Origin of the sequence: Parasphingorhabdus sp. SCSIO 66989 (genome assembly GCF_032852305.1) — a bacterium.
Lineage (GTDB): Bacteria > Pseudomonadota > Alphaproteobacteria > Sphingomonadales > Sphingomonadaceae > Alterisphingorhabdus > Alterisphingorhabdus coralli.
This window is the reverse complement of sequence record NZ_CP136594.1, coordinates 1275897-1299090: the sequence shown is the minus strand read 5'-3', so window position 1 is coordinate 1299090 and position 23194 is coordinate 1275897. Positions and strand designations below refer to the sequence as shown.

Sequence of the window (23194 nt, the reverse complement as noted above, 5' to 3'; positions counted from 1 at the left end):
GATATTCTAAAGCATCAGATGCAGAAACTGGTTGAAGTCGGTCTGCGCATAATCTCCGAAAACTGGCCCATTCTCAAAACCGCGCTTGCGATAGAGCGCCAGTGCCGGTTCAAACACCGCGCCTGATCCGGTTTCGAGGCTCAGCTCCATATAGCCGCGTTCTCTGGCAATGCCGATAATATGCTCGAGAATATCCGCAGCAACGCCGCGCCGCAGATAATCGGGATGGGTGCGCATTGACTTGATCTCGCCATGCTTATCGTCCACCTGCCTTAACGCGCCAACGCCGCTAAGACCACCATTATCCCAGGCGGCATAGACGGTAATGCCTGGCACTTTGAGCGCAGCCGCATTGAGCGCATGGACCGAATTTGGCGGCGAGAACCCTTCCATCTCGGCCAGATGCAGCTCCAGCAATTCTGTCACGGCAGGGCTGGTTACATCATCTTCGCGAATCTGACGCATCAGTCCCCGGTCAGTATCCGGTCTACCAGTTGCTTCACCGTCGGCACGAAACCGTTGGAGTAGAAAGGATCGCGGCCAAATTCATAGGCCGAGTGTCCGGCGAACATCAGATTCTGATGCACATCGCCGCCATGGGCGATGTCCTGCAGCGATTTCTGGATACAGAAGCTACGCGGGTCGGCGAGGCGGCCGGTGCTGAAATTGTCATGGTCTTTCCACGAGGAAAAACCGCAATGCGACAGACAACCCATGCAATCGGCCTGATCCTTGCGGATGGTGGTGCGCTCTTCAGGGGTGACGAAAACAACCGTATTGTCAGGCGTCTTAAGCGCGGTGGTAAAGCCCTGCGCATCCCATTGTCTTGCGCGCTCCAGATCGCGTGGCGCGACCCAGAAATTCTTGCCCTTTACGCCAACATCCAACTGTGCGGTATGCTCGCCTGCCATCTCGGTCGAAAAAGGTATCTGCCGCTCGGAGCGCGCTTCCAGCGAGCGCAGAAATTCATTGCGCACTGCGCTGGAATAAAAACCGGTCGGGCTGAACTTGTGCAGCAGCACATCACCTTCCTCGATCTTGGTCAACTCGTCTTTCCAGACATCAGGGATCGGGCTTTCCTTGGTCAGCAGGGGCCGTGTGCCGAACTGGAAAGCGATCTGGCCCAGCTCGGGATTATCGATCCAGTCTTCCCAGTCGCGCAGATACCAGACACCGCCCGCCATGATGATCGGCACATCATCGCTGATACCCTGATCGCGCATGGTTTCTCGCAGCAGCTTGACACGCGGATAGGGGTCTTGTGGCTGTTTCGGGTCTTCCGCATTGGAAAGGCCGTTATGCCCACCGGCGAGCCATGGATCCTCATAGACCACCGCCGCCATCAGTTCGGAGACCTTGTGGTAGGCGCGCTTCCATAGAGCGCGGAAGGCACGTGCCGAGGAGATAATCGGCAGATAGTTTACCTGATATTGCGCTGCGATTTCTGACAGCTTGTAAGGCATACCCGCACCACAAGTCACTCCGGCCACCATGCCCTTGGTGCGTTCCAATACGCCGTGCAGCACATCCTGCGCGCCGCCCATTTCCCATAGCACATTGATGTTAATCGCGCCCTTGCCGCTGGCCATATCATAGGCGCGGCGCACCTGTTCAACCGCGCCGTCAATCGCATAGCGGATCAACTCGTCATGCCGTTCCTCACGCTTGCGGCCATTATAGACCTGCGGGATGACATTACCGTCTTCATCATAGCTATCGGCATTCACGGCGGATACGGTGCCTATGCCGCCTGCTGCAGCCCATGCACCGGAACTGGCATGATTGGTGGCGGAAACACCCTTGCCACCCTCGATTAGCGGCCAGACTTCGCGACCATTATATTGTATCGGCTTGAGACCCTTAAACACCAATGCTGCTCCCCATGCTTATCCGAGCGTCTATAGGAGATGTTACGCAAAAAATCGCGTCAAAAAATCGCCTTTTAATCAACGGTTAAGCCAAGGCGGGTCGCAGCGGCAAGTGCTACTATTCGGTTTCGCGCCGCTTTCCCGAGACATTGCAACCTTTGACAGCTTCAGGCTCCGGCTTGGGACCGGCGGGCACGAAGCGGGCAAAATAGCCTTGAATATCCGGGCGCAGAGCAAACTCGGTCAGCTCAAAGCCCACCGCCTCAAATTCGCAAAAAAGCTGCTTCGGCGAAATGCCATGGCGGCCATTAGGGCGGTCGACATCGACGACAATAATCTGGCCATTCTCGCGCAGAGCATCGTGCATGCGCCAGATAAAGGCATAGGGCTCGGTCACCTCATGGTACATATGCACCAGAAAGATGCGGTCAAAGCTGTTGGCGGGCAGGCGCGGGTCAGCAATCGCGCCGGGCTTTATCGAGACATTGTCTAGCCTGTCGCGCGACACACGCTGGCCCAGCCGTGCCAGTGCGTCACCATCAATATCCTGCGCCAGCACCCTGCCAGTTGTGCCGACTTTTTCAGCCAGACGCACGGTATAATAGCCCTCACCCGCACCGATATCGGCAACAGTCATGCCTTCGACGATCCCGGCCAGGTCCATCACTGTTTCGGCTTCATGCCGATTATCGCGCGCGGCTTCGGTCGAGAACTGGTTGCCGACAACTTCCGGCACCTCTCGCTCAGCCCGCGGAAAAGCGCGCGCATCTTCCGGCCGGTCCTCATCCAGCGCTACAGGCTTGCAGGCGGCTAGCGCCAGCAACGATAGTGCGGAAAGAAGGCCGATTGCCCGCATCTAGTCGACATCCTCCACATCCACCTTCTCACCGGTTACCCGTTGAGATAGTGCAGCGGCCATAAATGGATCGAGCGCGCCATCAAGCACGTCAGATGGCGCCGAGGAAGTCACGCCAGTGCGCAGGTCTTTTACCATCTGATAGGGTTGCAGCACATAGGAACGGATCTGGCTGCCCCAGCCAATTTCAGACTTGCTGGCATGTTCATCCATCGCTGCTTCTTCGCGTTTGCGCAGTTCCTCTTCATAAAGCCGCGCCTTGAGCATCGACATCGCCTCGGCACGGTTTTTGTGTTGCGAACGGTCATTCTGGCTGGCGACCACGATGCCGGACGGAATGTGCGTGATGCGCACCGCGCTATCGGTGGTGTTAACGTGCTGGCCGCCCGCGCCCGATGCGCGATAGGTGTCGATTTTCAGGTCACTTTCATTGATCGCAATATCGATATTATCGTCGATCACCGGATAGACCCAGACGCTGGAAAAGCTGGTATGCCGCTTGGCTGCGCTGTCATAGGGTGAGATGCGCACCAGCCGGTGCACACCACTCTCGGTCTTGGCATAGCCATAGGCATTTTCGCCCTTCAGCAGCAGCGTTGCCGATTTGATGCCCGCCTGATCCCCAGCCTGATACTCCACCATGGAAACCTTATAGCCGCGCTGCTCGGCCCAGCGCTGATACATACGCAGCAGCATCTCGGCCCAGTCCTGACTCTCGGTGCCGCCAGCGCCGGCATGGATTTCGAGATAGGTGTCATTGCCATCGGCCTCGCCCGCCAGCAACGCCTCAATCTTGTCTTTCTCGGCACGCTCTTCCAGCTTGGCCAACGTCGCCAGACCCTCGGCGATGACCTCTTCATCATCCTCGGCCTCGCCCATTTCGACAAATTCCACCGCATCGGCCACTTCCTGGCTGATTTCATTCACCGTCGAAATCGCGCCATCGAGCCGCCGCCGCTCGCGCATAACCTCTTCGGCCGCTTTGGGATCATCCCAGAGCGTCGGGTCTTCCACCCTGGCGTTCAATTCATCCAGACGGCGCAGCGCCTTGTCCCAATCGAGAAATTTGCGGACCAGCGCCAAAGCGGCATTTATCTTTTCAACATGGGCCTGCCCCTCGGCACGCATATGATAATCTCCTGTTTATCGCTATGCGCTTAGGGATTTTACCACTTTTGTAAAGCGGCTGTGTGCAGCGAGGACCAGCTCGCGGCAGCAGCGGCTAGTATATGCCGCCCTGCTGCTCGAGGAAATCATTGTCATTGCGCGGTCGCGCAGCGCGGGTTGCCCGTTGCCGGGTCCTGGTCGCAGCGGGACGAGTGACCTGGGCGACCTCTTCGGCCCGCACCGAACGGCGCGGTTCCGTCTCGGGCTTGAACGCCTCCCAGATGATCGCTGATTTGGGGGCACCGCTCGGCCAGCCGCCAAAAACGCGCTTTCCTGTGCGCCGTTCAATCCGCACCATCCGGATACCACGCGGCGCGATAAACTGCCGCACCGGCATGTCAGGGAATACCGCTTCTGCCATCTGCTTGAAAATCGGCGCTGCGACGGTGCCGCCCTGCGCATAGCCGCCCATATTGCGCGGCTGATCAAAGCCGAGATAAACCCCGGCGATAAGGTCCGGCGTGCCGCCGACAAACCAAACGTCTTTCGGGCCGCTGGTAGTGCCGGTTTTGCCAAAGACCGGACGACCGAGACTACGCAAATTTTGCGCAGTGCCGCGTTGCACCACACCTTGCAGAATGTGCACCATTTGGAATGCGGTCAGTGGGTTCATCGCCTGCTTGCCGGTTGGTCTGAGGCGCGGCATCGGTTTGCCGTCATATTCTTCCATCTGACAACCATCGCAATTGCGATTGTCAGCGCGGAAAATCACCTTGCCATTGCGATCCTGCACATAGTCAATCACCGTTGGCGTCAGCTCGCGGCCATGATTGACCAGCATCGCATAGGCGTTGGTTATCTTCTCCACCGTGGTTTCGCCTGAACCCAGCGCGGTAGCGAGATGCGGCTCATGCTCGCCAATGCCCATATCGCTGATCGTCTTGACCACATTGCGAATGCCGGAGTCATTAGCCGCGCGCACGGTCATCAGGTTACGCGATTGCTCCAGCCCCCAGCGCATGGTCTGCGAACCCGCACCCCGCGCACCACCAAAGTTGCGGAAGCATTTGCTGCCTGCGCAAAAGGTGTCGTCGACAATAGTCGTCGCCGGGGTCATACCATTGTCGAGCGCCGTGGCATAAACAAAGGGCTTGATCGTCGATCCCGGTTGCCGCTCGGCCTGAGTGGCACGATTGAATGAACTTATGCCGCTGTCAAACCCGCCCTGCATTGCCAGAATGCGACCGCCGCCATGCGGGCTTTCCACCACCATGCCGCCTGAGACCTCTGGCACGCTGCGTAGGCGATAGACATTGTTGGCCCCGGCGGGTGAGACAGTGATAATGTCACCCGGCTTCATCGCGTTAAAGGCAGAACCACCGCCGCGCTTTGCCATGCTGGCATAGCCTGAGGGTAGCGACCCGGTTTCGCCATCCGTAAAGCCGATGGTCGCGGTGCGGCCTTGCTTTTCAACCACCACAGCAATGCGCCAATCCTTATAGTTGATCGAGATATTGGTAGAGGCCAATACGCTGGCCCAATTCTCTTCCATCTCAATGGTGTTGATCGGCCCGGTCCAGCCGCGTCCGCGATCATAACGCATCATGCCATCGCGCAGCGCCTTGGTGGTCGCTTCCTGGATCTTTGGATCGAGCGAAGTACGGACCCATAGCCCGCCACCATAGACCGAATAGGGGTTCTCGCCATCGTCCGAATTCTCGCCATAGCGATCAATAAGCTGGCGACGAACCTCTTCCATAAAATAGCCGCCCATGCGCGCATAGTTGGTGCCGCGACGTCTCTTGGTGCCCAGGGGTTCAGCCTGTGCCGCGCGCATTTCCGCCTCGGTTATCCAGCCATTCTCATTCATCTGCCCCAACACCCAGTTGCGCCGCGCCACGGCACGCTCCGCATTGGTTTCCGGGCGATAATTGGCCGGCGCCTTGGGCAGGATCGACAGATATGCCGATTCCGAAAGTGTCAGCTGATCGACATCCTTCTGGAAATAGGCCTGCGCCGCCGCCTGCACGCCATAGGCATTGCGGCCAAGAAAAATCTCGTTGAGATAGAGCTCCAGAATCTCTTCTTTGCTCAGGCTCTCTTCAATGCGGTAAGCCAGAATAGCCTCACGGATTTTCCGGGTGACGGCATATTCATCATCAAGCAGCAGGTTCTTGGCGACCTGTTGCGTGATCGTGGAACCGCCTTTTGCGCGCTCGTCACTGCCCAGCTTACTGATATAATCGATGACCGCACCGGCAACGCCTGGATAATCGAGTCCGCCATGCTCAAAGAACGTCTTGTCCTCGGCCGAGAGGAAGGCGTTGATTAGTGGCTCGGGAAAATCGGTATACTGCAATTGCACCCGACGCTGCCGGGCGAAGCTGTTGACGATTTCACCATCCACGCCGCGCACCATGGTCGGCACTGCGGGCTCGTAATCGAGCAGCTTTTCCACCGAAGGCAGGTCACGCGCAAAGATCGCCCAGAATGCGGCCCAGGCCACCAGTAGCAGGATGAGCAGATAGACCGCCCAGCGGATCAGGCGACGGCTCCAGAGGCTGCGCAAGCGTGCGCCAAAGCCGCCTGCCTGGCGCTCCATGCGATAGCCATAATCGCTGCTGCTTTCGGCACCTTGCTCGGGCGCAGATGTTTCAGTCTCACTCATGCGCGCCGGTTAGCACAGCCAATCTGAACAGTTCCAGCACGAATGCCGCCAAAGCGAAACAAATATGGGGATAGATATTCGGTGCGCGAGCGGATGGCGTATCAACGCATCGCCAATTGCCGCGCAAAATACACCCGCACCGCGCCCGCCACTGAGTCCGCGATCTGGGTGCGGCCAGCCTTGGATGCCAGCAGCTTCACATCATCTGCATTGGTGAGGTAGCCGGTTTCCAGCAGAATCGAGGGAACGTCAGGCGCCTTAAGCACCACGAACGATGCGAAGCGATGCGAGTGCGAGCGGAAGCGAATTTTGCCCTGCCCCTCGCGCAACAGCAATTTGGCGAAGTCAGCCGATAGATTCATCGTCTCGCGCTGGCGCAGGTCGATCAGGATCGGGCTGATGCTCTCGGGTGTCCGACGCAAATCAAGACCTCTGATAATGTCGGCTTTGTTCTCACGCGCCGCCAGTTTCTCGGCCTCGCGGTCAGACGCAACCTCGGACAGGGTATAGACTGTTGCCCCCCGCGCCTCCTCATTACCGGCGGCGTCCGCGTGGATCGAGATGAACAGATCGGCATCCAATCGGCGGGCGATGCTGTAGCGCTCTCCCAGCACGAGGAACTTGTCGGTATCGCGGGTCAGGGCAACGCGAAAGCGCCCGGTTTCCAGCAGTCGATCGCGAATGGAGCGCGCAATTGCCAGCGTAATGTCCTTTTCGCGTTTGCCATCATGCGGGCTGATCGCACCGGGATCGTGGCCACCGTGCCCCGCATCGATCACCACCAGGGGGCGATCGCCTGAGCGCGGTCCGCGCACCTCAGGCAGACCTATTTGCGACTTTGTCGCTGGCAGATCGACCTTCACGCTATAGGGTTTGCGAACCGGTCGCGTGGCGAATCCGGCTGGCGGCGTAAATGATTTCGGTCCTGCAAACTTGCCAGCATTGCCGCCAAGACTGCCACTGCGTGCCAATGAAAGATGCAGTTGCCGACCATTGGAGGAAAAATAGCCTGATTGAACCGCCATAGGCGCATCGAGATCAAGCACGATTCTGGCGGTGTCCGGCTGATATTGTGCGGCGCGAATGGTGCGGACGGTATCACGGCCGGAATAGCGCTTCTGGTCTGTGGTCGCGCCGCGCACATCAATGGCAATGCGATCAGGACCGCTCAGGCTGAAGCTGCGCGCATCCTGGACAACATCGTCAAAACGAATGGTTAGCCTGTCGCCTTGAAGCGAGACATGCTCTACTTCACCACCATGCGCCAGCCCCGGTGTCAGCAATGCCAGCAATGCCGTCACAATCACCATAATATATCCATTATGGCGCAACTTTACGGCGCTGGTCCAGTCCATTTTCACTTTGAGTCCTTCACCCGAAACACGGTGAAAACGGCGTTAACGAAGTTTTAATAACAGAAACTAAATGATTAAGGTTATCGGGCTGTTAACCATATTTTAGGGTTTGTCCGACCGGATCGGACGCATTGATGCACGTTCAGACAGCAAAAGACCGAAACCTTGTATTTTTGTTGCGACGGCGGCTTGGGAGTGCTAGCCCCTCCCCAGTGAGAGATGAGCTTTACTATCAAAGCAATAGGCGCTCTCACGGCAATATCCCGGTTGGTTCAACCGGGCCAAACAGGTTGATGTTGAATGTCCCTTCCCGTTCCACGCTTGCAATCGCGCTTTAACAAGGCCGCGACAGCAATTGCGCTTGGGCACAATGGCACAATGCCGGGAACCGATGTTCAATCAGACACACAATGGCGACTCTTACGAGCCGTAGATTTTCAAACCATATCCCGGCCGATCGCAGACCTGCGTCTGCCGGATCATCCAGACAGAGCATTGCATGCAAACCGGGCGATCACGCCCTTGCACGCGATGTGGAGACATTATCATGACCACGCGTATGCTGATCGATGCGCGCCACCAGGAAGAAACCCGGGTGGCGGTAACCAAGGGAAACCGCATTGAAGAATTCGACTTTGAGTCGGCAGAACACAAGCAAATCAAAGGCAATATCTATCTTGCCAAAGTTACCCGGGTAGAGCCTTCACTACAGGCAGCTTTTGTAGATTATGGCGGCAATCGCCATGGCTTCCTTGCCTTTTCCGAGATCCACCCGGACTATTATCAGATCCCCAAGGAAGACAAGGACAAGCTGCTGGCGGAAGAGGCAGAGCATGCTGCTGAAGAAGCCGCTCTGCGCGCCGCCGAGGAAGAACGCGGCGAAACCGGCGAGGATGATGACGGCGATTACAGCCGTGCCTTTGCTGATGAGCTAGCCGAAGATCATGGCATGCTCGATGAAAAGGCCGAAGAAAAGCTGAGCGAGCCGGAAGCGCCTGAACTGCCCGACGACGATGATGATGACGCAGATGGCGAATCATCGGACGAAGAAGCCGAAGCCAAGGGCGAAGACGATAGCGAAGGCGACAAAGCCGAGGGCGGCAAGAAACGCCGTCGCGGTGGTCGCTCGCGTCGTGGCAATCGTCGCGGCAAAGGCGCAGCCCGCGCCAGCGATGAAGTGCGCAGCAAGCGCATGGCGCTGCGTCGCCGCTACAAGATTCAGGATGTAATCCATCGCCGCCAGGTTGTTCTGGTGCAGGTGATGAAGGAAGAGCGCGGCAATAAAGGCGCGGCGCTCAGCACCTATCTCTCGCTCGCCGGACGCTATTGCGTATTGATGCCGAACAGCGCCCATGGCGGCGGTATCAGCCGCAAAATCTCCAGCGCCGGTGACCGCAAGCGCCTTAAAGGCATTATCGCCGAACTCAACCTGCCGAGCAGCATGGGCTGTATCGTTCGGACCGCAGGCCTGTCGCGCACCAAGACCGAGATCAAGCGTGACTTTGATTATCTCGCCCGCCTCTGGGACGGGATTCGTGAGAACACCCTCAAGGCGTCTGCCCCGGCACAAATTCACAGCGATAGCGACCTGATCAAACGCGCGATCCGCGATATCTATAATCGTGAGATTGAAGAGGTGATGGTCGAGGGCGATGACGGCTATCGCGCCGCCAAGGACTTTATGAAGCTGCTGATGCCCAGCCATGCGCGGCGGGTGAAGCATTATGCCGATCCGATCCCGCTATTCCAGCGCTATGGTGCCGAGGATCAGCTCAACGCCATGTATGAGCCGATGGTACAGCTCAAATCCGGCGGCTATCTGGTGATCAACCCGACCGAGGCACTGGTCTCGATCGACATCAACTCGGGCCGCTCGACGCGTGAACACGGTATTGAGGCGACTGCGGTCAACACCAATTTGGAAGCCGCGCGCGAGATTGCCCGCCAGTTGCGCCTGCGCGATATGGCCGGGCTGGTGGTCATCGACTTTATCGACATGGAGCGCAGCGGCAATATCCGCAAAGTCGAAAAGGCAATGCGCGATGCGCTGAAATCCGACCGCGCGCGCATTCAGGTGGGCCGCATATCGGGCTTCGGCCTGCTGGAGATGAGCCGACAGCGCCTGCGCACCGGCGTGCTGGAAGCCTCAACCCGTGTTTGCCCGCATTGTGACGGCACCGGTTTTGTCCGTACCGCATCATCCTCTGGTCTTGCGGCACTGCGCCTGCTCGAGGAAGAAGCGGCCAAAGGCAAAGGCTCGCAACTGGTCCTACGCACCAGCCAGGAAGCCAGCATCTATGTCCTCAACCATAAGCGTGCAGGCATTGGCGAGATCGAAGAACGCTATGGCGTAACAATCGAGGTCTTGCCCACGGATGATATTGAAGGCGCGAAAATGACCGTTGAGGTCAGCGGTCCCAAGCCAACTGTTACCGTAGACTATGCCCCGATTATCGATCCGGTCGAGGAAGAGGAAGAAGAGCAGACCGTCGAAAACCGCGAGGAAGACGAGGATCGACCCAAGCGCAAACGTCGCCGCCGTCGTCGCGGCAAGCGTGGCGGTGAAAATCGCGATAAACGCGATGATCAGCAAGACGAAGCTTCACCGGCTGACTCAGACGCTCCTGCAGAAAATGCGGATGATGAAGGCGAAGTCAAAGACGAGAAGCCGAAGCGCAAACGTCGCAGCCGTCGTCGTAAGAGTGATGATGAAGCAGTTAACGAGGGCGAAGCGACAGAACAGTCCGAAGCGGACACTGCTGAAGATAGCGACGCTGAGGAAAAGCCAAAGAAACGCACACGACGTCGCAAATCCGAGGCTGCAAAAGCAGATGATACTGATGACAGTACATCAGTAGAAGCCCCTGAGGCCGATACCGAAGAGAAGCCCAAACGTCGTAAGCGCAAAACCGCTGCGGAGAAAAGGGCTGAAGAAGCTGGCGCTGAAAATGCTGAGCCGGACGCTATCGAAGCAGACGATAAACCCAAGGCTAGCAAACCGCGCAAAGCTCGCACCAGCGCAGCCAAGTCTGCCGATGCTGAAGAAAAGCCAAGCACAGCAAAGAAACCGCGCAAGGCTGCTGCCAAGGAAAGTGCTGATGAAGCGGCACCGCAGGAAGCGGCCAATGACCGCAATGGTGACAGCGCAGAAAGTGCCGGTGACGAAAAGCCCAAAAAGGGCTGGTGGCAGCGGACATTCGGTAACTGATCAAGGGTGATTTTTACGCCGTTCGCCTCGAGCGTAGTCGAGAGGCCTTAGCTCGCGCTAAGCTGTGTCTCGACTACGCTCGACACGAACGGAATGCTGTTGGCTAAATCGGGTTAGCTCTATGCTAAACCGCCGCCATCGGTTCCCGGGTCACCTGATGATAGGCCTTGGCGATGCTTTCCATATCGCCCGCCAGCGTTTCTGCGAGTGCAGCATCATCGAGTTTCGCCAGATGCACCATTTGCGGCATGGACAACCCGATACGCAGCGTCCCAGCATAGTCGCCGCTGGCGATGCTGCGACAGCGGACCGGCTGGCCGAGACGCACACCATGATCCATAAGCTGTTTGTGGATCGCCGCAGCAGTGGCAAAGCACATCCGCTCGCCCTTATGATCCCGGTTCAGGTCGAACGTCACCAAAGTCTGCATCTCAATTGGATGGGTGATGGCATCAAGCTGATGATCGGGCGCATATGGAAGAACAGAACAACCGCCAATCTGCTCAACCAAGGCCGCTGTGGCTTTCTGGAATACACGGACAATGCGGGTGATGTCCTCCATGGCGATTTGCTGGAACCGCTCCAGCTCGAAGATCGAAGCAGATAATCTCAGAATAAGCCCCAGATTGCCGCTGTCAGGCAGGGCATCGCGTCCCGGCCATTGCGCAGGCCATTCCGCACGGCGGAAAATGCACTGATAGCCTAGCGGCAATGCCGCCGCTTTGCGCATCAATCCCCCCGGGACAATCGCAAAACCGTTAAACGGTGGGCCGCCCATAAATTTCGAGCCGGTCAGCAGCACCAGCATATCGCGCTCAAGATAGGCCCTGAGCGCCGAACTGGTGATACGCGCCTGACAGGCATCAACCACAAAGGCGATCCGGTCGCCATATTCGGCACGTAAAGCGTCAACCTCATTCAGATCAGGCAGGATAAGCCCGGTCTTTGAGCCATGCACCACATGCAGCAATGGCTTCTGGCCGCGCTGCAACGCCAATGTGATCATGTCGCGCATGGTGCTGGTGATGGTGATACTGTCATGCGCCATACCGAAGCTATCGCGCACCGGAATCTCACTCAGCGTTACGGGCGGCAAACCTTCCACCGGCTCGCCTTTGACGCTGGCTATTCCTAGCGAAGTCTGCGCCGCGAAATACTGCCCCTGGGCGCTGTAGATACAACCACTGCCGACCTCATCGGCGCCGAGCAATATATTGTGCACCGGCTGCCCTGCATCACCGGCCGCAGCCAGAAGGGCGATATATTCCAGATCAGTGCCCGAAGCGGCGAAGATGACCTGACTATCCGCATCAAGATCATAGGCCTGTAAAAGCCGGGACCGGATTGCATCCAGCGCCTCGGCATAGCCCGCTCCATCCAGCGCACTGTCCACGGTCAAGTCTGGCCAGTTTGCTTGCAGATGGGCCCAGGCATCATTGCTGATATCATTAGCAGTCGAGGACGCATAAGCGACGGTATCGCGTGGATAAGGGGTTGCATAATAGCGATTGGTGCCGGTTTCGGGGTCAAGCGTAATCCGCTCATCTCCGCCCTGTGTCAGCAGATATGCCAGTGGCTCCATAGCGACCTACCCTTTTGCGCGCTTTTCTATGCCTTATCGAAGAAGGCACGCATGCGAAACAATCTTCTACGCTTATCGCGATAGTCTTTTGTGATGAACCGGTGATGACAAATTGCACTTTGTTGAAAACGGGCTAAAGCAGACAAAAATAGGTCGCAGTAAAATTAGAACGCGATTTCTCCCTGGTCTCCATCCTTGTGGCAGAGAAAGACTCGCATGAACCAGTATCCCGAGCCTTTGCAGATTCCGTCTGAGGTGCGCGAGCGCCTGCGATTGCTGTTTATCGCCAAACATGCCTTGGGCGATGGCAGCCTGCATGAAGAAGACGGCAATCATGCGGTCTATCATCATGAAGTCCGCACGATTCTCGAAGGGCTGTTCCCCAAGCTGTCCCTCGCCAACAGCTATGATGCCCTGTTTGAAAAGCCCGAGGCGGATTTCCTCTTCCCGCTGCTCAATCGCGGCGGTTTTGTGAACAGCGAGATGTTTTTGCCCCTGCTGTGCCAGCGTATCGGCCTGCCCTATCTGGGGGCCAGCCCGATCCTGCGCGGTCTTTCTGATGACAAGCATCTCAGCAAACTGGTCGCACGCAATCGCGGTATTCCGACCGCAGACTGGGCGATCTATCGCCATGGCGGTCCGGTGGAAGAAGCGCTTTGCCCGATGGCGGAGCGGATGGTGATCAAGCCCAATGCGTCCTCGGCGAGTTGGGGCGTGCAGGATGCTGGCGATTGGGCCGGCGTCAAACAAGCGGTCGCCAATATCCATGCAGAAGGGCATGATGCGATTGTCGAACCGTTCCTCAATGGCAGCGATGTCGAGGTGCCGGTGATCACCATTGATGACCAGCCCGTCATCATGCCGATGATGCTGTTTGAACAGGCCGACCCGGAGCATCTGCGCACCTATTGGGAGAAGCGCGATCTGGTCGAGCGGGCGCATAAGTACCAGCTGGTGAATTTCGAGAACCCGGATTTTATCGAGCCGATTGCCCGGCACACCATGAATCTGGCACAGGAATTCCTGCCTTTCGATTATGGCCGCTATGAATTCCGCTTTGATGAAGCCAGCGGAACATTGAATTTCCTTGAGCTCAACCTCAACTGCAATCTCTGGTCTAAAAAGGTGTTCGGCAAATCGGTCGAGCGCGCCGGATGGAGCCAGGAACAGCTTATCGAAACCATCATTGCCGAAAGCCTGCGCCGACAGGGCTTAGTATAGAGCGCTTAGGCCGTAACGGCGATGTGACGGGATAGAGAGAAACCATCATCGCAAAGGCCAGTTTAGGCTGGAAAAGCGACAAAATCCGGCTTAGATAGCCTCCAGCTTTTATCAAGCGATGGACGAAAAGCGGCATAACCCCATGCCGCCCAGCCGAATAAAGGGATCACTATGGCGACCTTCACATTGCCCAAAAACAGCAAGATTTCCGGTAAGGGCAAGGCTCATGCCGCTGGTGGCGATGGCAAGAATGTGAAGACCTTCAAAGTCTATCGCTATGATCCCGATAGCGGGGAGAATCCGCGCTATGACAAATTTGATATCGACCTTGATGAATGCGGCCCGATGGTACTCGACGCGCTGATCAAGATGAAGAGCGATCAGGATTCGACGCTGACTTTCCGCCGCTCCTGCCGCGAGGGCATTTGTGGCTCCTGTGCGATGAACATCAATGGTCGCAATGGCCTGGCCTGCACCACTGCGATTGAGGACTGCAAAGGCGAGGTGCGCATCACCCCGCTGCCGCATATGGATGTGATCAAGGATCTGGTGCCGGACTTCACCCATTTCTATGCGCAGTATGCCTCGATCAAGCCATGGCTGCAGACGATGACTCCTGAGCCTTCGGGCAAGGAACGGCTGCAAAGCCCCGAAGACCGCGAGAAGCTGGACGGCCTGTATGAGTGTATCCTCTGCGCCTGCTGTTCAACCAGTTGCCCCAGCTATTGGTGGAATTCAGACAAGTTCCTCGGCCCGGCGATCCTGCTGCAAGCCTATCGCTGGCTTGCCGACAGCCGCGATGAAATGACCGGTGAGCGGCTTGATGAGTTGGAAGACCCTTTCCGTCTCTATCGCTGCCACACCATCATGAACTGCGCCAATGTCTGCCCCAAGGGCCTCTCGCCGGCCAAGGCGATTGCCGAAACCAAGAAGATGGTAGCCGAGCGGCATATCTGATTGCGGCGGGGGATGCGCAATGGGCGAGTCCATCGCTGTTGATGATGTCTGGTTCATCAGTGAGCCTGTGCCGGATCAGCCCGGATGGAGCACCTGGACGCCAAGAGACAAGGACAATTACAACGCCTTTCTGGGCGTGATGCACAAGCGTGTTGGCGGCGATGGTTTCCCGGATACGCTGGCGCGGGTGCGCATGTTTCCGCAAAAGCGGCACCGCAATCTGCAGGATGTGGTGCATGGCGGCACGATGATGGGCTTTATCGATTGCGCTCTGTTCGGCGCGATGCGGGCTCTCAAGATCGGACAGGCTGGGCCATCGGTCACGGTCGAGATGCAAACCTATTTTGTTGGTCCGGCGCGTATGGATGCGCCTTTGGAAGCGCGCGTCGAAGTTGTCCGCGAGACCGGCAGCATGTTGTTTATGAACGGGGTCGTGGTTCAGGGCGAGGAGGACAGTAAGGCCGCCAGCTTCTCAGCGATCATCAAAAAGGGCCGCTACGCCAAGGCCCCACAAAAGGCATGACCGTGATCCATAGCGTTGAGCAGCATTATGCCAAAATGCTTGCTGATGGCGAGTTACGACCTGACCCTGACCAGCAGCGCACCGTAAGCGCGCTCAATCGCCTGCAAAGCGAGCTGGAAGCGGTGCCGCCGCGTGGTTCTGTACTGTGGCGCTTTTTCGGCAAAAAGCCCGATACACCGCGCGGCATTTATATGTGGGGCGGTGTCGGGCGTGGCAAATCCATGCTGATGGACCTGTTTTATGATGCGCTCCATATAGAGCGCAAACGCCGGGTGCATTTTCATGAGTTTATGCAGGAAATTCATGGCCGCATAAAGGAGCAGCGCAAAAAGGCGGAAGGCGACCCGATTGTGCCGGTGGCCCAGCAGCTGGCAGATGAATGGCGGCTGATCGCATTCGACGAAATGGTGGTCAATAACAGCGCTGATGCGATGATCATGTCGCGGCTTTTCACCGCGCTGATCGAGGCGGGGGTGACCGTAGTCACTACATCCAACCGACCTCCCGATGATCTCTATAAGGATGGCCTCAACCGTGAGCATTTCCTGCCCTTTATCGCTTTGCTGCATGACCGGCTTGAGGTGCTGTCCTTAAATGGCCCGACCGATTATCGCATGGACCGCATGGCCGGCAGCAAAAGCTGGCACAGCCCGGCCGATGATGTGGCCACAGATGCCATGCGCGAGACGTTTTTTCGCCTCACCGACTATTCGCCTGAAGATGCCGACAAGGTAAAGTCGGCCACGCTGGAGATACCCGGCGGGCGAACCTTGCATGTACCGAAGTCACTGAAAGGCGTCGCGGTTTTCTCGTTCAAACGGCTGTGTGGAGAACCGCGCGGCGCGGCGGATTATCTGTGTATCGCACGGCATTACCATACGGTCTTGATTGTAGGTATCCCGCAACTGGGGCCGCAGAACCGTAATGAGGCGGCGCGTTTCGTCACTCTGATCGATGCGCTGTACGAGCAGCGGGTCAAGCTGTTCGCCAGCGCCGCGACTGAGCCCGACCAGCTTTATCTTGAGGGCGATGGCAAGTTTGAATTTGAGCGCACGGTCTCACGCCTGATGGAAATGCGCTCGGATGAGTATCTGGCTCTCGGCCATGGCTCGCGAGAGGCTGCGGAAAGCGAAGCGGCATAAATGCCAATTGGCGAGAAAATAGCGCGCAATTTCGGCAACTTGCATGGGCTGGCCCGACTCGCGCTATCCTATCCGCAGGCGGCCATACTCGGCCATGGCCTCTCGACCAAAGCCGAAGATGTGCGCCGCCTGGTCTTTGTCTGCCATGCCAATGTCAGCCGCAGCGCCTTTGCTGAAGTCTTGTGCAGCAAACGCGGGATGAACGCCGCTTCTTTCGGGGTCGCCGCCGAGGCAGGCGCACCCGCGGATGAGACGGCGCAAAAAGTTGCGCTTGATGATTATGGTGTCGATCTGACTTGGCATCGCGCGCAGGATACCCGCTTTCACGCCCTGCCGGGTGATCTGCTACTGGCGATGGAGGTGCGACAGCTCAACCGCATTGCCAATCTGCCCAACCTCTCCATCCCGCCGCGCGCATTATTGGGCAGCGTCATCCATGTGCCGCATTTGCACGATCCACTGGGACTGTCGGAGGATTATTACCGCACCTGTTTCAATCGCATATTGCGCGCGGTTGATCGCTTGGAGATCCGCTTCCCAAGACTAAAAACTGGCCATAACAGTTAGAGCGCAAGTAGCGCGATTCTCGGCATACTGCCATCCGCCTCAGATGCCGCACCATAACAGCTTCCTTATCAAGCAGAAATGGCAATATTATTGCTAATAGTTCTCATTACTATTAGAGGGTGTAAATTGGACTATTTCACGGGTTGAAAAACACTGTAATCACAAGTACGGCAGGCGCAATGATCACATTCGGGTGAGTCTCATGCGCTGCGTTTTATACACTCCCGGTCTGGCAAAAGGGATTGCTGCGGTTGGCGGAGCCATAGTTGAACGCATGTCTTCACCCGGACCAGGCAAAAGAGACTCCTGAAACTCCTCAATTTTCTCATCAATCGGAAAGGCATAATCCATGGCCCGTAAGAAAATCGCGCTGATTGGCGCTGGCATGATCGGCGGCACCCTCGCCCACCTCGCGGCGAAGAAGGAAATGGGCGATATTGTCCTTTTCGATATTGCCGAGGGCATGCCACAGGGCAAGGCACTCGATCTTTCGCAATGCGGCCCGATTGAAGGCTTTGACGCCAAGATTACTGGCACCAATGATTATGCCGATATTGCCGGTTCCGACGTCGTAATCGTCACCGCGGGCGTGCCGCGCAAGCCGGGTATGAGCCGCGATGACCTGCTCGGCATCAACCTCTCGGTGATGAAAGCGGTTGGCGAAGGCATTAAGAATAACTGCCCCGACGCTTTTGTTATCTGCATCACCAACCCGCTCGACGCGATGGTCTGGGCGCTGCGCGAATTTTCCGGTCTGCCGCATCAGAAGGTCGTCGGCATGGCGGGCGTGCTGGACTCAGCGCGCTTTGCGACCTTCCTGGCATGGGAATTTGGTTGCTCGGTCAAGGATGTGAACGCCTTTGTTCTGGGTGGGCATGGCGACACCATGGTTCCAGTCACCAGCTACACCACAATCAACGGCATACCAGTGAGCGACTATGCCAAGATCAAGGGTGTCAGCGAAGGCCGCATCGACGAAATCGTCGACCGCACCCGCAAGGGCGGCGGCGAGATTGTTGGCCTTCTGGGCAATGGCTCGGCCTATTATGCCCCGGCCACCAGCGCTATCGCCATGGCCGAGGCCTATCTGGGCGACCAAAAGCGTATCCTGCCCTGTGCATCTTATGTTAAAGGCAAATATGGCCTAGATGGCCTTTATGTCGGCGTGCCGACGGTAATCGGCGCTGGCGGCACCGAAGATGTCGTCGAGATTGAACTCAGCGACGAAGAAAAAGCTAACCTCAAAGTCAGCACCGATGCTGTCGAGGAATTGCTGGAGGCCTGTAAGGGTCTGGATGGGAGTCTAAAATGATCGTTCGTAGTCTCAGTGCAATCGCTCTTTGTGCAGCTTTAGCCGTGCCTGGAGTGGCGCAGGAAGAAAAACAAGAACAGAAGCAGGAAATAGCGCTGCCGGAAATTCCGGCGCTTGTCCCTACTTTTGAACAAAACTGCATGATGCAGGGCATAAACCATGAAGACCGGATCGAAGCGATTAAAGGTTCTGGTCAGTGGGAAGAGGACGATGATGTCACGATCAGCATCGCCCATCTCGGTGAAGCCCGCTCTGTCGGTATTGCGCCCAATTTCCGCGAGATTAGTGAGGCTCGGCAATGGTCCGGTCAGATTGACGGACGCCCGGCCAAGCTGGTTCTTGTGACCTTTGCCGAGGAAGACCGCTTCAACCATGCTTGCGCCATTGTCGGCGAATATTTCGGCAGCGCGCTGCACTATCGCGACGAGATTGAAGACGCATTCGAGAAATTCGGCGTCGATCCGCAAAGCGTGGACCTGACCCACTATTTCGAGTTTGGCGGCGATATTGGTGCATGGAAAGACTCGGTGGCTGTAGAACAGCGCATCCACGGAGAACTCTATGCCCGCTCACAGGCGATCTCTACCGAAGAGAATATGCACGTTTACGTGGCGTATTGATTTGATTGCTTAGGTCGGACCTGTGTTTGACCAAATAGCTATGGACGGTTGGCTGTTCTTGATTGCACTTTTTTGCATAGGAGCCGGACCAGTGATCATCGCCAGTATTCACGGCACGGTAAGGCGGGTTAATATTACGGGAGGCGTTACGCTATTGGTGCTGTCATCCCTTGCAATTTTTGGCCCGCAAGAACCGCATCCATTCATTCCTGTAATGGCAATCATTTCAATCGTTTTTCTTGTACTCGGCTGGCTCGCTACAGTCTTGTTTTTGCACTTTAGAGAACTGAATTAAGGAACTCGCAGATGTCCATTCTCGTAAATAAAGACACCAAAGTCATCACCCAGGGGATGACCGGCAATACCGGCACCTTCCACACCGAACAGGCGCTGGCTTATGGCACGCAGATGGTTGCGGGTGTGACCCCCGGCAAGGGCGGCACCGAGCATTTGGGCCTGCCCAATTATGACACTGTTGCCGAAGCCCGTGATGCGACTGGTGCCGATGCTTCGGTCATCTATGTGCCGCCGCCCTTTGCTGCGGACTCGATCCTGGAAGCCATTGATGCGGAAATCCCGCTGATCGTGGCGATTACCGAGGGTATTCCGGTGCTCGATATGGTCCGCGTCAAGCGCGCGCTGCAGGGCAGCAAGTCGCGGCTGATCGGCCCCAACTGCCCCGGTGTACTCACCCCTGACGAGTGCAAGATCGGCATTATGCCCGGTTCGATCTTCAAAAAAGGCTCTGTCGGCGTTGTCTCGCGCTCGGGTACGCTCACCTATGAAGCGGTGCACCAGACCACGGCGGTCGGCCTCGGCCAGACGACGGCTGTCGGCATTGGCGGTGACCCGGTCAATGGCACCAACTTTATCGACGTGCTCGAGCTGTTCCTTGCTGATGACGACACCAAGTCGATCATCATGATCGGCGAGATCGGCGGCAGCGCCGAAGAAGAAGCCGCGCAATTCCTTGCCGACGAAGCCAAGGCAGGCCGTTCCAAGCCAACCGTCGGCTTTATCGCCGGCCGCACCGCACCTCCGGGCCGTCGCATGGGTCACGCCGGTGCCATCGTCTCCGGCGGCAAAGGCGGCGCAGAAGACAAGATCGCTGCGATGGAAGCTGCGGGTATCCGCGTTTCGCCCAGCCCGTCCGAGCTCGGCACAACGCTCGACGCGCTGCTGAAAGAGACGGTGTAACGATCATTCCTTCTCCCCTTGAGGGAGAAGGATAGGGAGCCTGGGCCGCCGTAGCTTTAGCGTAGGTGGCTTAGGCGAACTTGGATGAGGGTGTTCGATTTATCAAACACGGCACACCCTCATCCGACTACGACTAAGACGCTTCGCGCCTAAGTCTTCGTATCCCTCTCTCTTAAAGGGAGAGGAAAGCAGGACGAGAAGATGACCGATTTTGAATGGAATGGCACCCAGGAACCCGAACCCGGCCCGAGCTGGGAACGAAGCCATTGGCCACTGGATATTGACGATGATCTGACATCCGCGCTCGACCCGACGCAGATGGAGGCGATGGTCAAGGCATCTGCCAAAAAGGCTGGTGATACCATCGCATCAGCCGATCTCGCCTATGAGGCAGAAAAATCCATTCGTGCGATGATGCTGATCCGCACCTATCGCGTGCGGGGGCATCTGGGCGCCAATCTCGACCCGCTGGGCCTTTCCAAGATCGAACTGCCAGCCGATCTGACACCGGAGTATCATGGCTTCAAGCCCGATGAACTTGACCGCCCTGTCTATCTCGGCGGAGTGATGGGCTTTGAAAAAGCCACGGTCAATCAGCTGATCGCGACCTTGCGCGCCAATTATTGCGGCAATGTCGGCCTGGAATATATGCACATCTCCGACATTGAGGAGCGCCGCTTCTTTCAGGAGCGGATGGAAGGCGAAGACAAGGGCATCGAGTTTACGCCTGAGGGCAAAAAAGCGATCCTCTCCAAGGTAATCGAGGCCGAGCAGTTCGAGAATTTCCTCGGCAAGAAATATGTCGGCACCAAGCGCTTCGGGCTTGATGGCGGCGAGTCCATGGTCCCGGCGCTTGAAGCGGTGATCAAATATGGTAGCCAATATGGCGTGCGTGAGATTGTCTATGGCATGCCGCATCGTGGCCGCCTCAACGTCCTCGCCAATGTGATGGCCAAGCCTTATCGTGTCATCTTCCACGAATTCTCCGGCGGCAGTGCCAACCCCGATGATGTTGGCGGTTCAGGCGATGTGAAATATCACCTCGGCACCTCCACCGACCGGGAATTTGACGGTATTTCAGTACATATGTCGCTGGTCCCCAACCCGTCGCACCTTGAGGCGGTGAACCCGGTGGTTCTCGGCAAGGTCCGCGCGCAGCAGGTGGAGCGCGACAATATCGACAATAATGATGAAGTGCTGCCGGTTCTGCTTCACGGCGATGCCGCCTTTGCCGGGCAAGGCATTGTATGGGAGTGCCTCAGCTTTTCCGGGGTACGCGGCTATAATACCGGCGGCTGCATCCATTTTATCGTCAACAACCAGATCGGCTTTACCACCAGCCCGCAATTTGCCCGCTCCTCGCCCTATCCATCGGATGTGGCCAAAGGCGTTCAGGCGCCGATCCTGCACGTCAATGGTGATGACCCTGAGGCCGTGACTTTCGCCTGCAAGCTGGCGATTGATTTCCGTCAGAAATTCCATCGCGATATCGTCATCGATATGTGGTGCTATCGTCGCTTCGGCCATAATGAAGGCGATGAACCAAGCTTTACCCAGCCGCTGATGTACAAGGAAATTCGCCAGCACCCCAAGGTCAGCAAGCTCTATGGCGACCGGCTGATTTCTCAAGGCGTGATCGACCAGAAATGGATGGATGGCACCGCTCAGGCCAAGGTCGATGAAATGGAAGAGCAGTTCCAGTCGGCCAAAAGCTACAAGCCCAATAAGGCAGACTGGTTCGCTGGTCGCTGGTCAGGCCTGCATAAACCCGCCGATCCCGAAACCTCGCGGCGCAATGTCGAAACCGGTATCGAGAAGAAGCTGCTCGACAGTCTCGGCGAGACACTGACCCGCATTCCTGAAGATGTGAATGTCCACAAGACGCTGGCGCGTATCATCAAGGCCAAGGAAAAGATGTTTACCGATGGCGCGGGCTTTGACTGGGCCACCGGCGAGGCGCTGGCCTTTGGTTCACTGCAGTCAGAGGGCTATAATGTCCGCCTTTCGGGTCAGGATAGCGGTCGCGGCACCTTCTCACAGCGTCACGCCGTCTGGGTCGATCAGGAGAATGCCGACCGCTATATTCCTTTGAGCAATGTGCCGCATGGTGATTTTGAAGTCTTGGATAGCACTCTGTCTGAATATGGCGTGCTTGGCTTTGAATATGGCTATGCCATGGCCGACCCCAAGACGTTGGTGCTCTGGGAAGCGCAATTTGGCGATTTTGCCAATGGTGCGCAGATCATGATCGACCAGTTTGTTGCCAGCGGTGAGGCCAAATGGCTTCGCGCCAATGGTCTGGTGATGCTGCTGCCCCATGGTTATGAGGGTCAGGGTCCGGAACATAGCTCGGCGCGTCTGGAGCGCTTCCTACAGCTTTGCGCCGATGACAATATCCAAGTGTGCAATATCACCACACCTGCTAACTACTTCCATGTGCTGCGTCGCCAGATGCACCGCAATTTCCGCAAGCCTTTGGTAATTATGACGCCGAAATCGCTGTTGCGGCACAAAATGGCCGTGTCGAGCGCCGATGAATTTACCGGCGAGAGCCATTTCATGCGCATCAAATCGGATACCAATCCGCCCAAGGATGCGGATATCAAGCGGCTGGTACTGTGCTCGGGCAAGGTCGCCTATGACCTGATCGAGGCGCGCGATGCGGCGGGTGACACAAACACCAGCATCGTCCGCATTGAGCAGCTCTACCCCTTCCCCGGCGAACCGCTGGTTGTACGCCTCAAGCGCATGAAGAACTTGGAAGAAGTGATCTGGGCGCAGGAAGAGCCGAAAAACAATGGCGCGTGGAGCTTTGTCGATCCACTGATCGAGGAATGTCTTAAAGAGGCTGGCGTTGGTCCTGACCGCGCCCGCTATGCCGGACGCGCGGCCTCGGCTTCCCCGGCCACCGGCCTCGCCAAGCGCCATGCCGCCGAACAGGGCGCACTGATCGCTGAAGCTTTGGGCCATAGTGTCCGCGAAGAAATACGCCGCCAGAGAAAATCATAGTC

18 protein-coding genes are annotated in these 23194 nt (G+C 57.1%); 11 read left to right on the top strand and 7 right to left on the bottom strand.

Annotated features, from left to right (window positions below):
• Positions 1-6: 6 nt before the first annotated feature.
• From RB602_RS06040 to RB602_RS06015, 6 genes are all read right to left on the bottom strand, one after another.
• A complete protein-coding gene (locus tag RB602_RS06040; RefSeq protein WP_317083867.1) occupies positions 7-465 on the bottom strand; it encodes a GNAT family N-acetyltransferase in 459 nt (152 codons plus the stop codon).
• Positions 465-1868, bottom strand: a complete 1404-nt coding sequence (locus RB602_RS06035; protein ID WP_317083865.1) for an NAD(P)H-dependent flavin oxidoreductase — start codon at positions 1866-1868, stop codon at positions 465-467. Before RB602_RS06035 ends, RB602_RS06040 begins: the two co-directional genes overlap by 1 nt.
• Before the next feature lie 118 nt (positions 1869-1986).
• Positions 1987-2724: a class I SAM-dependent methyltransferase gene (locus RB602_RS06030; RefSeq protein ID WP_317083863.1), complete on the bottom strand. Its 738-nt coding sequence runs from the start codon at positions 2722-2724 to the stop codon at positions 1987-1989.
• Positions 2725-3852, bottom strand: coding sequence for a peptide chain release factor 2 (gene prfB, locus RB602_RS06025; protein ID WP_317083861.1), 1128 nt, complete (start codon positions 3850-3852; stop codon positions 2725-2727).
• A 94-nt stretch (positions 3853-3946) separates the two neighbouring features.
• Positions 3947-6499: a penicillin-binding protein 1A gene (locus tag RB602_RS06020; RefSeq protein WP_317083859.1), complete on the bottom strand. Its 2553-nt coding sequence runs from the start codon at positions 6497-6499 to the stop codon at positions 3947-3949.
• A 101-nt stretch (positions 6500-6600) separates the two neighbouring features.
• Positions 6601-7854: an N-acetylmuramoyl-L-alanine amidase gene (locus RB602_RS06015; RefSeq protein WP_317083857.1), complete on the bottom strand. Its 1254-nt coding sequence runs from the start codon at positions 7852-7854 to the stop codon at positions 6601-6603.
• 547 nt (positions 7855-8401) lie between these two features.
• On the opposite strand from RB602_RS06015, the gene RB602_RS06010 reads away from it, so the two are divergent.
• Positions 8402-11062, top strand: coding sequence for an Rne/Rng family ribonuclease (locus RB602_RS06010; protein WP_317083855.1), 2661 nt, complete (start codon positions 8402-8404; stop codon positions 11060-11062).
• Positions 11063-11186: 124 nt separating this feature from the next.
• Here the strand turns inward: RB602_RS06010 and RB602_RS06005 are convergent, their stop codons facing one another.
• Positions 11187-12644, bottom strand: coding sequence for a hypothetical protein (locus tag RB602_RS06005; protein WP_317083852.1), 1458 nt, complete (start codon positions 12642-12644; stop codon positions 11187-11189).
• 216 nt (positions 12645-12860) lie between these two features.
• On the opposite strand from RB602_RS06005, the gene RB602_RS06000 reads away from it, so the two are divergent.
• From RB602_RS06000 to RB602_RS05955, 10 genes are all read left to right on the top strand, one after another.
• Positions 12861-13865, top strand: a complete 1005-nt coding sequence (locus RB602_RS06000; protein ID WP_317083851.1) for a D-alanine--D-alanine ligase family protein — start codon at positions 12861-12863, stop codon at positions 13863-13865.
• Between the two features lie 171 nt (positions 13866-14036).
• Positions 14037-14822 carry a succinate dehydrogenase iron-sulfur subunit gene (locus tag RB602_RS05995; protein ID WP_317083849.1) on the top strand — a complete coding sequence of 262 codons (786 nt, stop codon included), beginning with the start codon at positions 14037-14039 and terminating at the stop codon, positions 14820-14822.
• Between the two features lie 19 nt (positions 14823-14841).
• Positions 14842-15345 carry a PaaI family thioesterase gene (locus RB602_RS05990; protein ID WP_317083847.1) on the top strand — a complete coding sequence of 168 codons (504 nt, stop codon included), beginning with the start codon at positions 14842-14844 and terminating at the stop codon, positions 15343-15345.
• A 5-nt stretch (positions 15346-15350) separates the two neighbouring features.
• Entirely contained in the window at positions 15351-16487 is a 1137-nt protein-coding gene (gene zapE / locus RB602_RS05985; RefSeq protein ID WP_406568409.1) for a cell division protein ZapE, read from the top strand.
• Entirely contained in the window at positions 16488-17054 is a 567-nt protein-coding gene (locus RB602_RS05980) for an arsenate reductase/protein-tyrosine-phosphatase family protein (RefSeq protein WP_317083843.1), read from the top strand. It begins immediately after the preceding gene.
• A 349-nt stretch (positions 17055-17403) separates the two neighbouring features.
• On the top strand, positions 17404-18366 hold the full coding sequence (mdh, locus tag RB602_RS05975; RefSeq protein WP_317083841.1) for a malate dehydrogenase: 963 nt from the start codon (positions 17404-17406) through the stop codon (positions 18364-18366).
• A complete protein-coding gene (locus RB602_RS05970; protein WP_317083839.1) occupies positions 18363-18986 on the top strand; it encodes a hypothetical protein in 624 nt (207 codons plus the stop codon). The genes mdh and RB602_RS05970 overlap by 4 nt, the downstream gene beginning before the upstream one ends.
• A 91-nt stretch (positions 18987-19077) precedes the next feature.
• Positions 19078-19281: a hypothetical protein gene (locus RB602_RS05965; protein WP_317083837.1), complete on the top strand. Its 204-nt coding sequence runs from the start codon at positions 19078-19080 to the stop codon at positions 19279-19281.
• An 11-nt stretch (positions 19282-19292) separates the two neighbouring features.
• Positions 19293-20183 (top strand): succinate--CoA ligase subunit alpha, encoded by an 891-nt coding sequence (gene sucD, locus RB602_RS05960; protein ID WP_317083836.1) that lies wholly within the window; start codon positions 19293-19295, stop codon positions 20181-20183.
• A gap of 201 nt (positions 20184-20384) precedes the next feature.
• Positions 20385-23192 carry a 2-oxoglutarate dehydrogenase E1 component gene (locus RB602_RS05955; RefSeq protein ID WP_317083834.1) on the top strand — a complete coding sequence of 936 codons (2808 nt, stop codon included), beginning with the start codon at positions 20385-20387 and terminating at the stop codon, positions 23190-23192.
• Positions 23193-23194: the final 2 nt, after the last annotated feature.

Coding starts and splice junctions, on each gene's coding strand:
- prfB (WP_317083861.1), bottom strand. CDS start 3,852: ATGCGTGCCGAGGGGCAGGCCCATGTTGAAAAGATAAATGCCGCTTTG.
- RB602_RS05980 (WP_317083843.1), top strand. CDS start 16,488: ATGCCAATTGGCGAGAAAATAGCGCGCAATTTCGGCAACTTGCATGGG.
- RB602_RS06005 (WP_317083852.1), bottom strand. CDS start 12,644: ATGGAGCCACTGGCATATCTGCTGACACAGGGCGGAGATGAGCGGATT.
- RB602_RS05970 (WP_317083839.1), top strand. CDS start 18,363: ATGATCGTTCGTAGTCTCAGTGCAATCGCTCTTTGTGCAGCTTTAGCC.
- RB602_RS06030 (WP_317083863.1), bottom strand. CDS start 2,724: ATGCGGGCAATCGGCCTTCTTTCCGCACTATCGTTGCTGGCGCTAGCC.
- RB602_RS06020 (WP_317083859.1), bottom strand. CDS start 6,499: ATGAGTGAGACTGAAACATCTGCGCCCGAGCAAGGTGCCGAAAGCAGC.
- RB602_RS06040 (WP_317083867.1), bottom strand. CDS start 465: ATGCGTCAGATTCGCGAAGATGATGTAACCAGCCCTGCCGTGACAGAA.
- sucD (WP_317083836.1), top strand. CDS start 19,293: ATGTCCATTCTCGTAAATAAAGACACCAAAGTCATCACCCAGGGGATG.
- RB602_RS06000 (WP_317083851.1), top strand. CDS start 12,861: ATGAACCAGTATCCCGAGCCTTTGCAGATTCCGTCTGAGGTGCGCGAG.
- RB602_RS05990 (WP_317083847.1), top strand. CDS start 14,842: ATGGGCGAGTCCATCGCTGTTGATGATGTCTGGTTCATCAGTGAGCCT.
- RB602_RS05995 (WP_317083849.1), top strand. CDS start 14,037: ATGGCGACCTTCACATTGCCCAAAAACAGCAAGATTTCCGGTAAGGGC.
- RB602_RS06015 (WP_317083857.1), bottom strand. CDS start 7,854: ATGGACTGGACCAGCGCCGTAAAGTTGCGCCATAATGGATATATTATG.
- RB602_RS06010 (WP_317083855.1), top strand. CDS start 8,402: ATGACCACGCGTATGCTGATCGATGCGCGCCACCAGGAAGAAACCCGG.
- mdh (WP_317083841.1), top strand. CDS start 17,404: ATGGCCCGTAAGAAAATCGCGCTGATTGGCGCTGGCATGATCGGCGGC.
- RB602_RS05955 (WP_317083834.1), top strand. CDS start 20,385: ATGACCGATTTTGAATGGAATGGCACCCAGGAACCCGAACCCGGCCCG.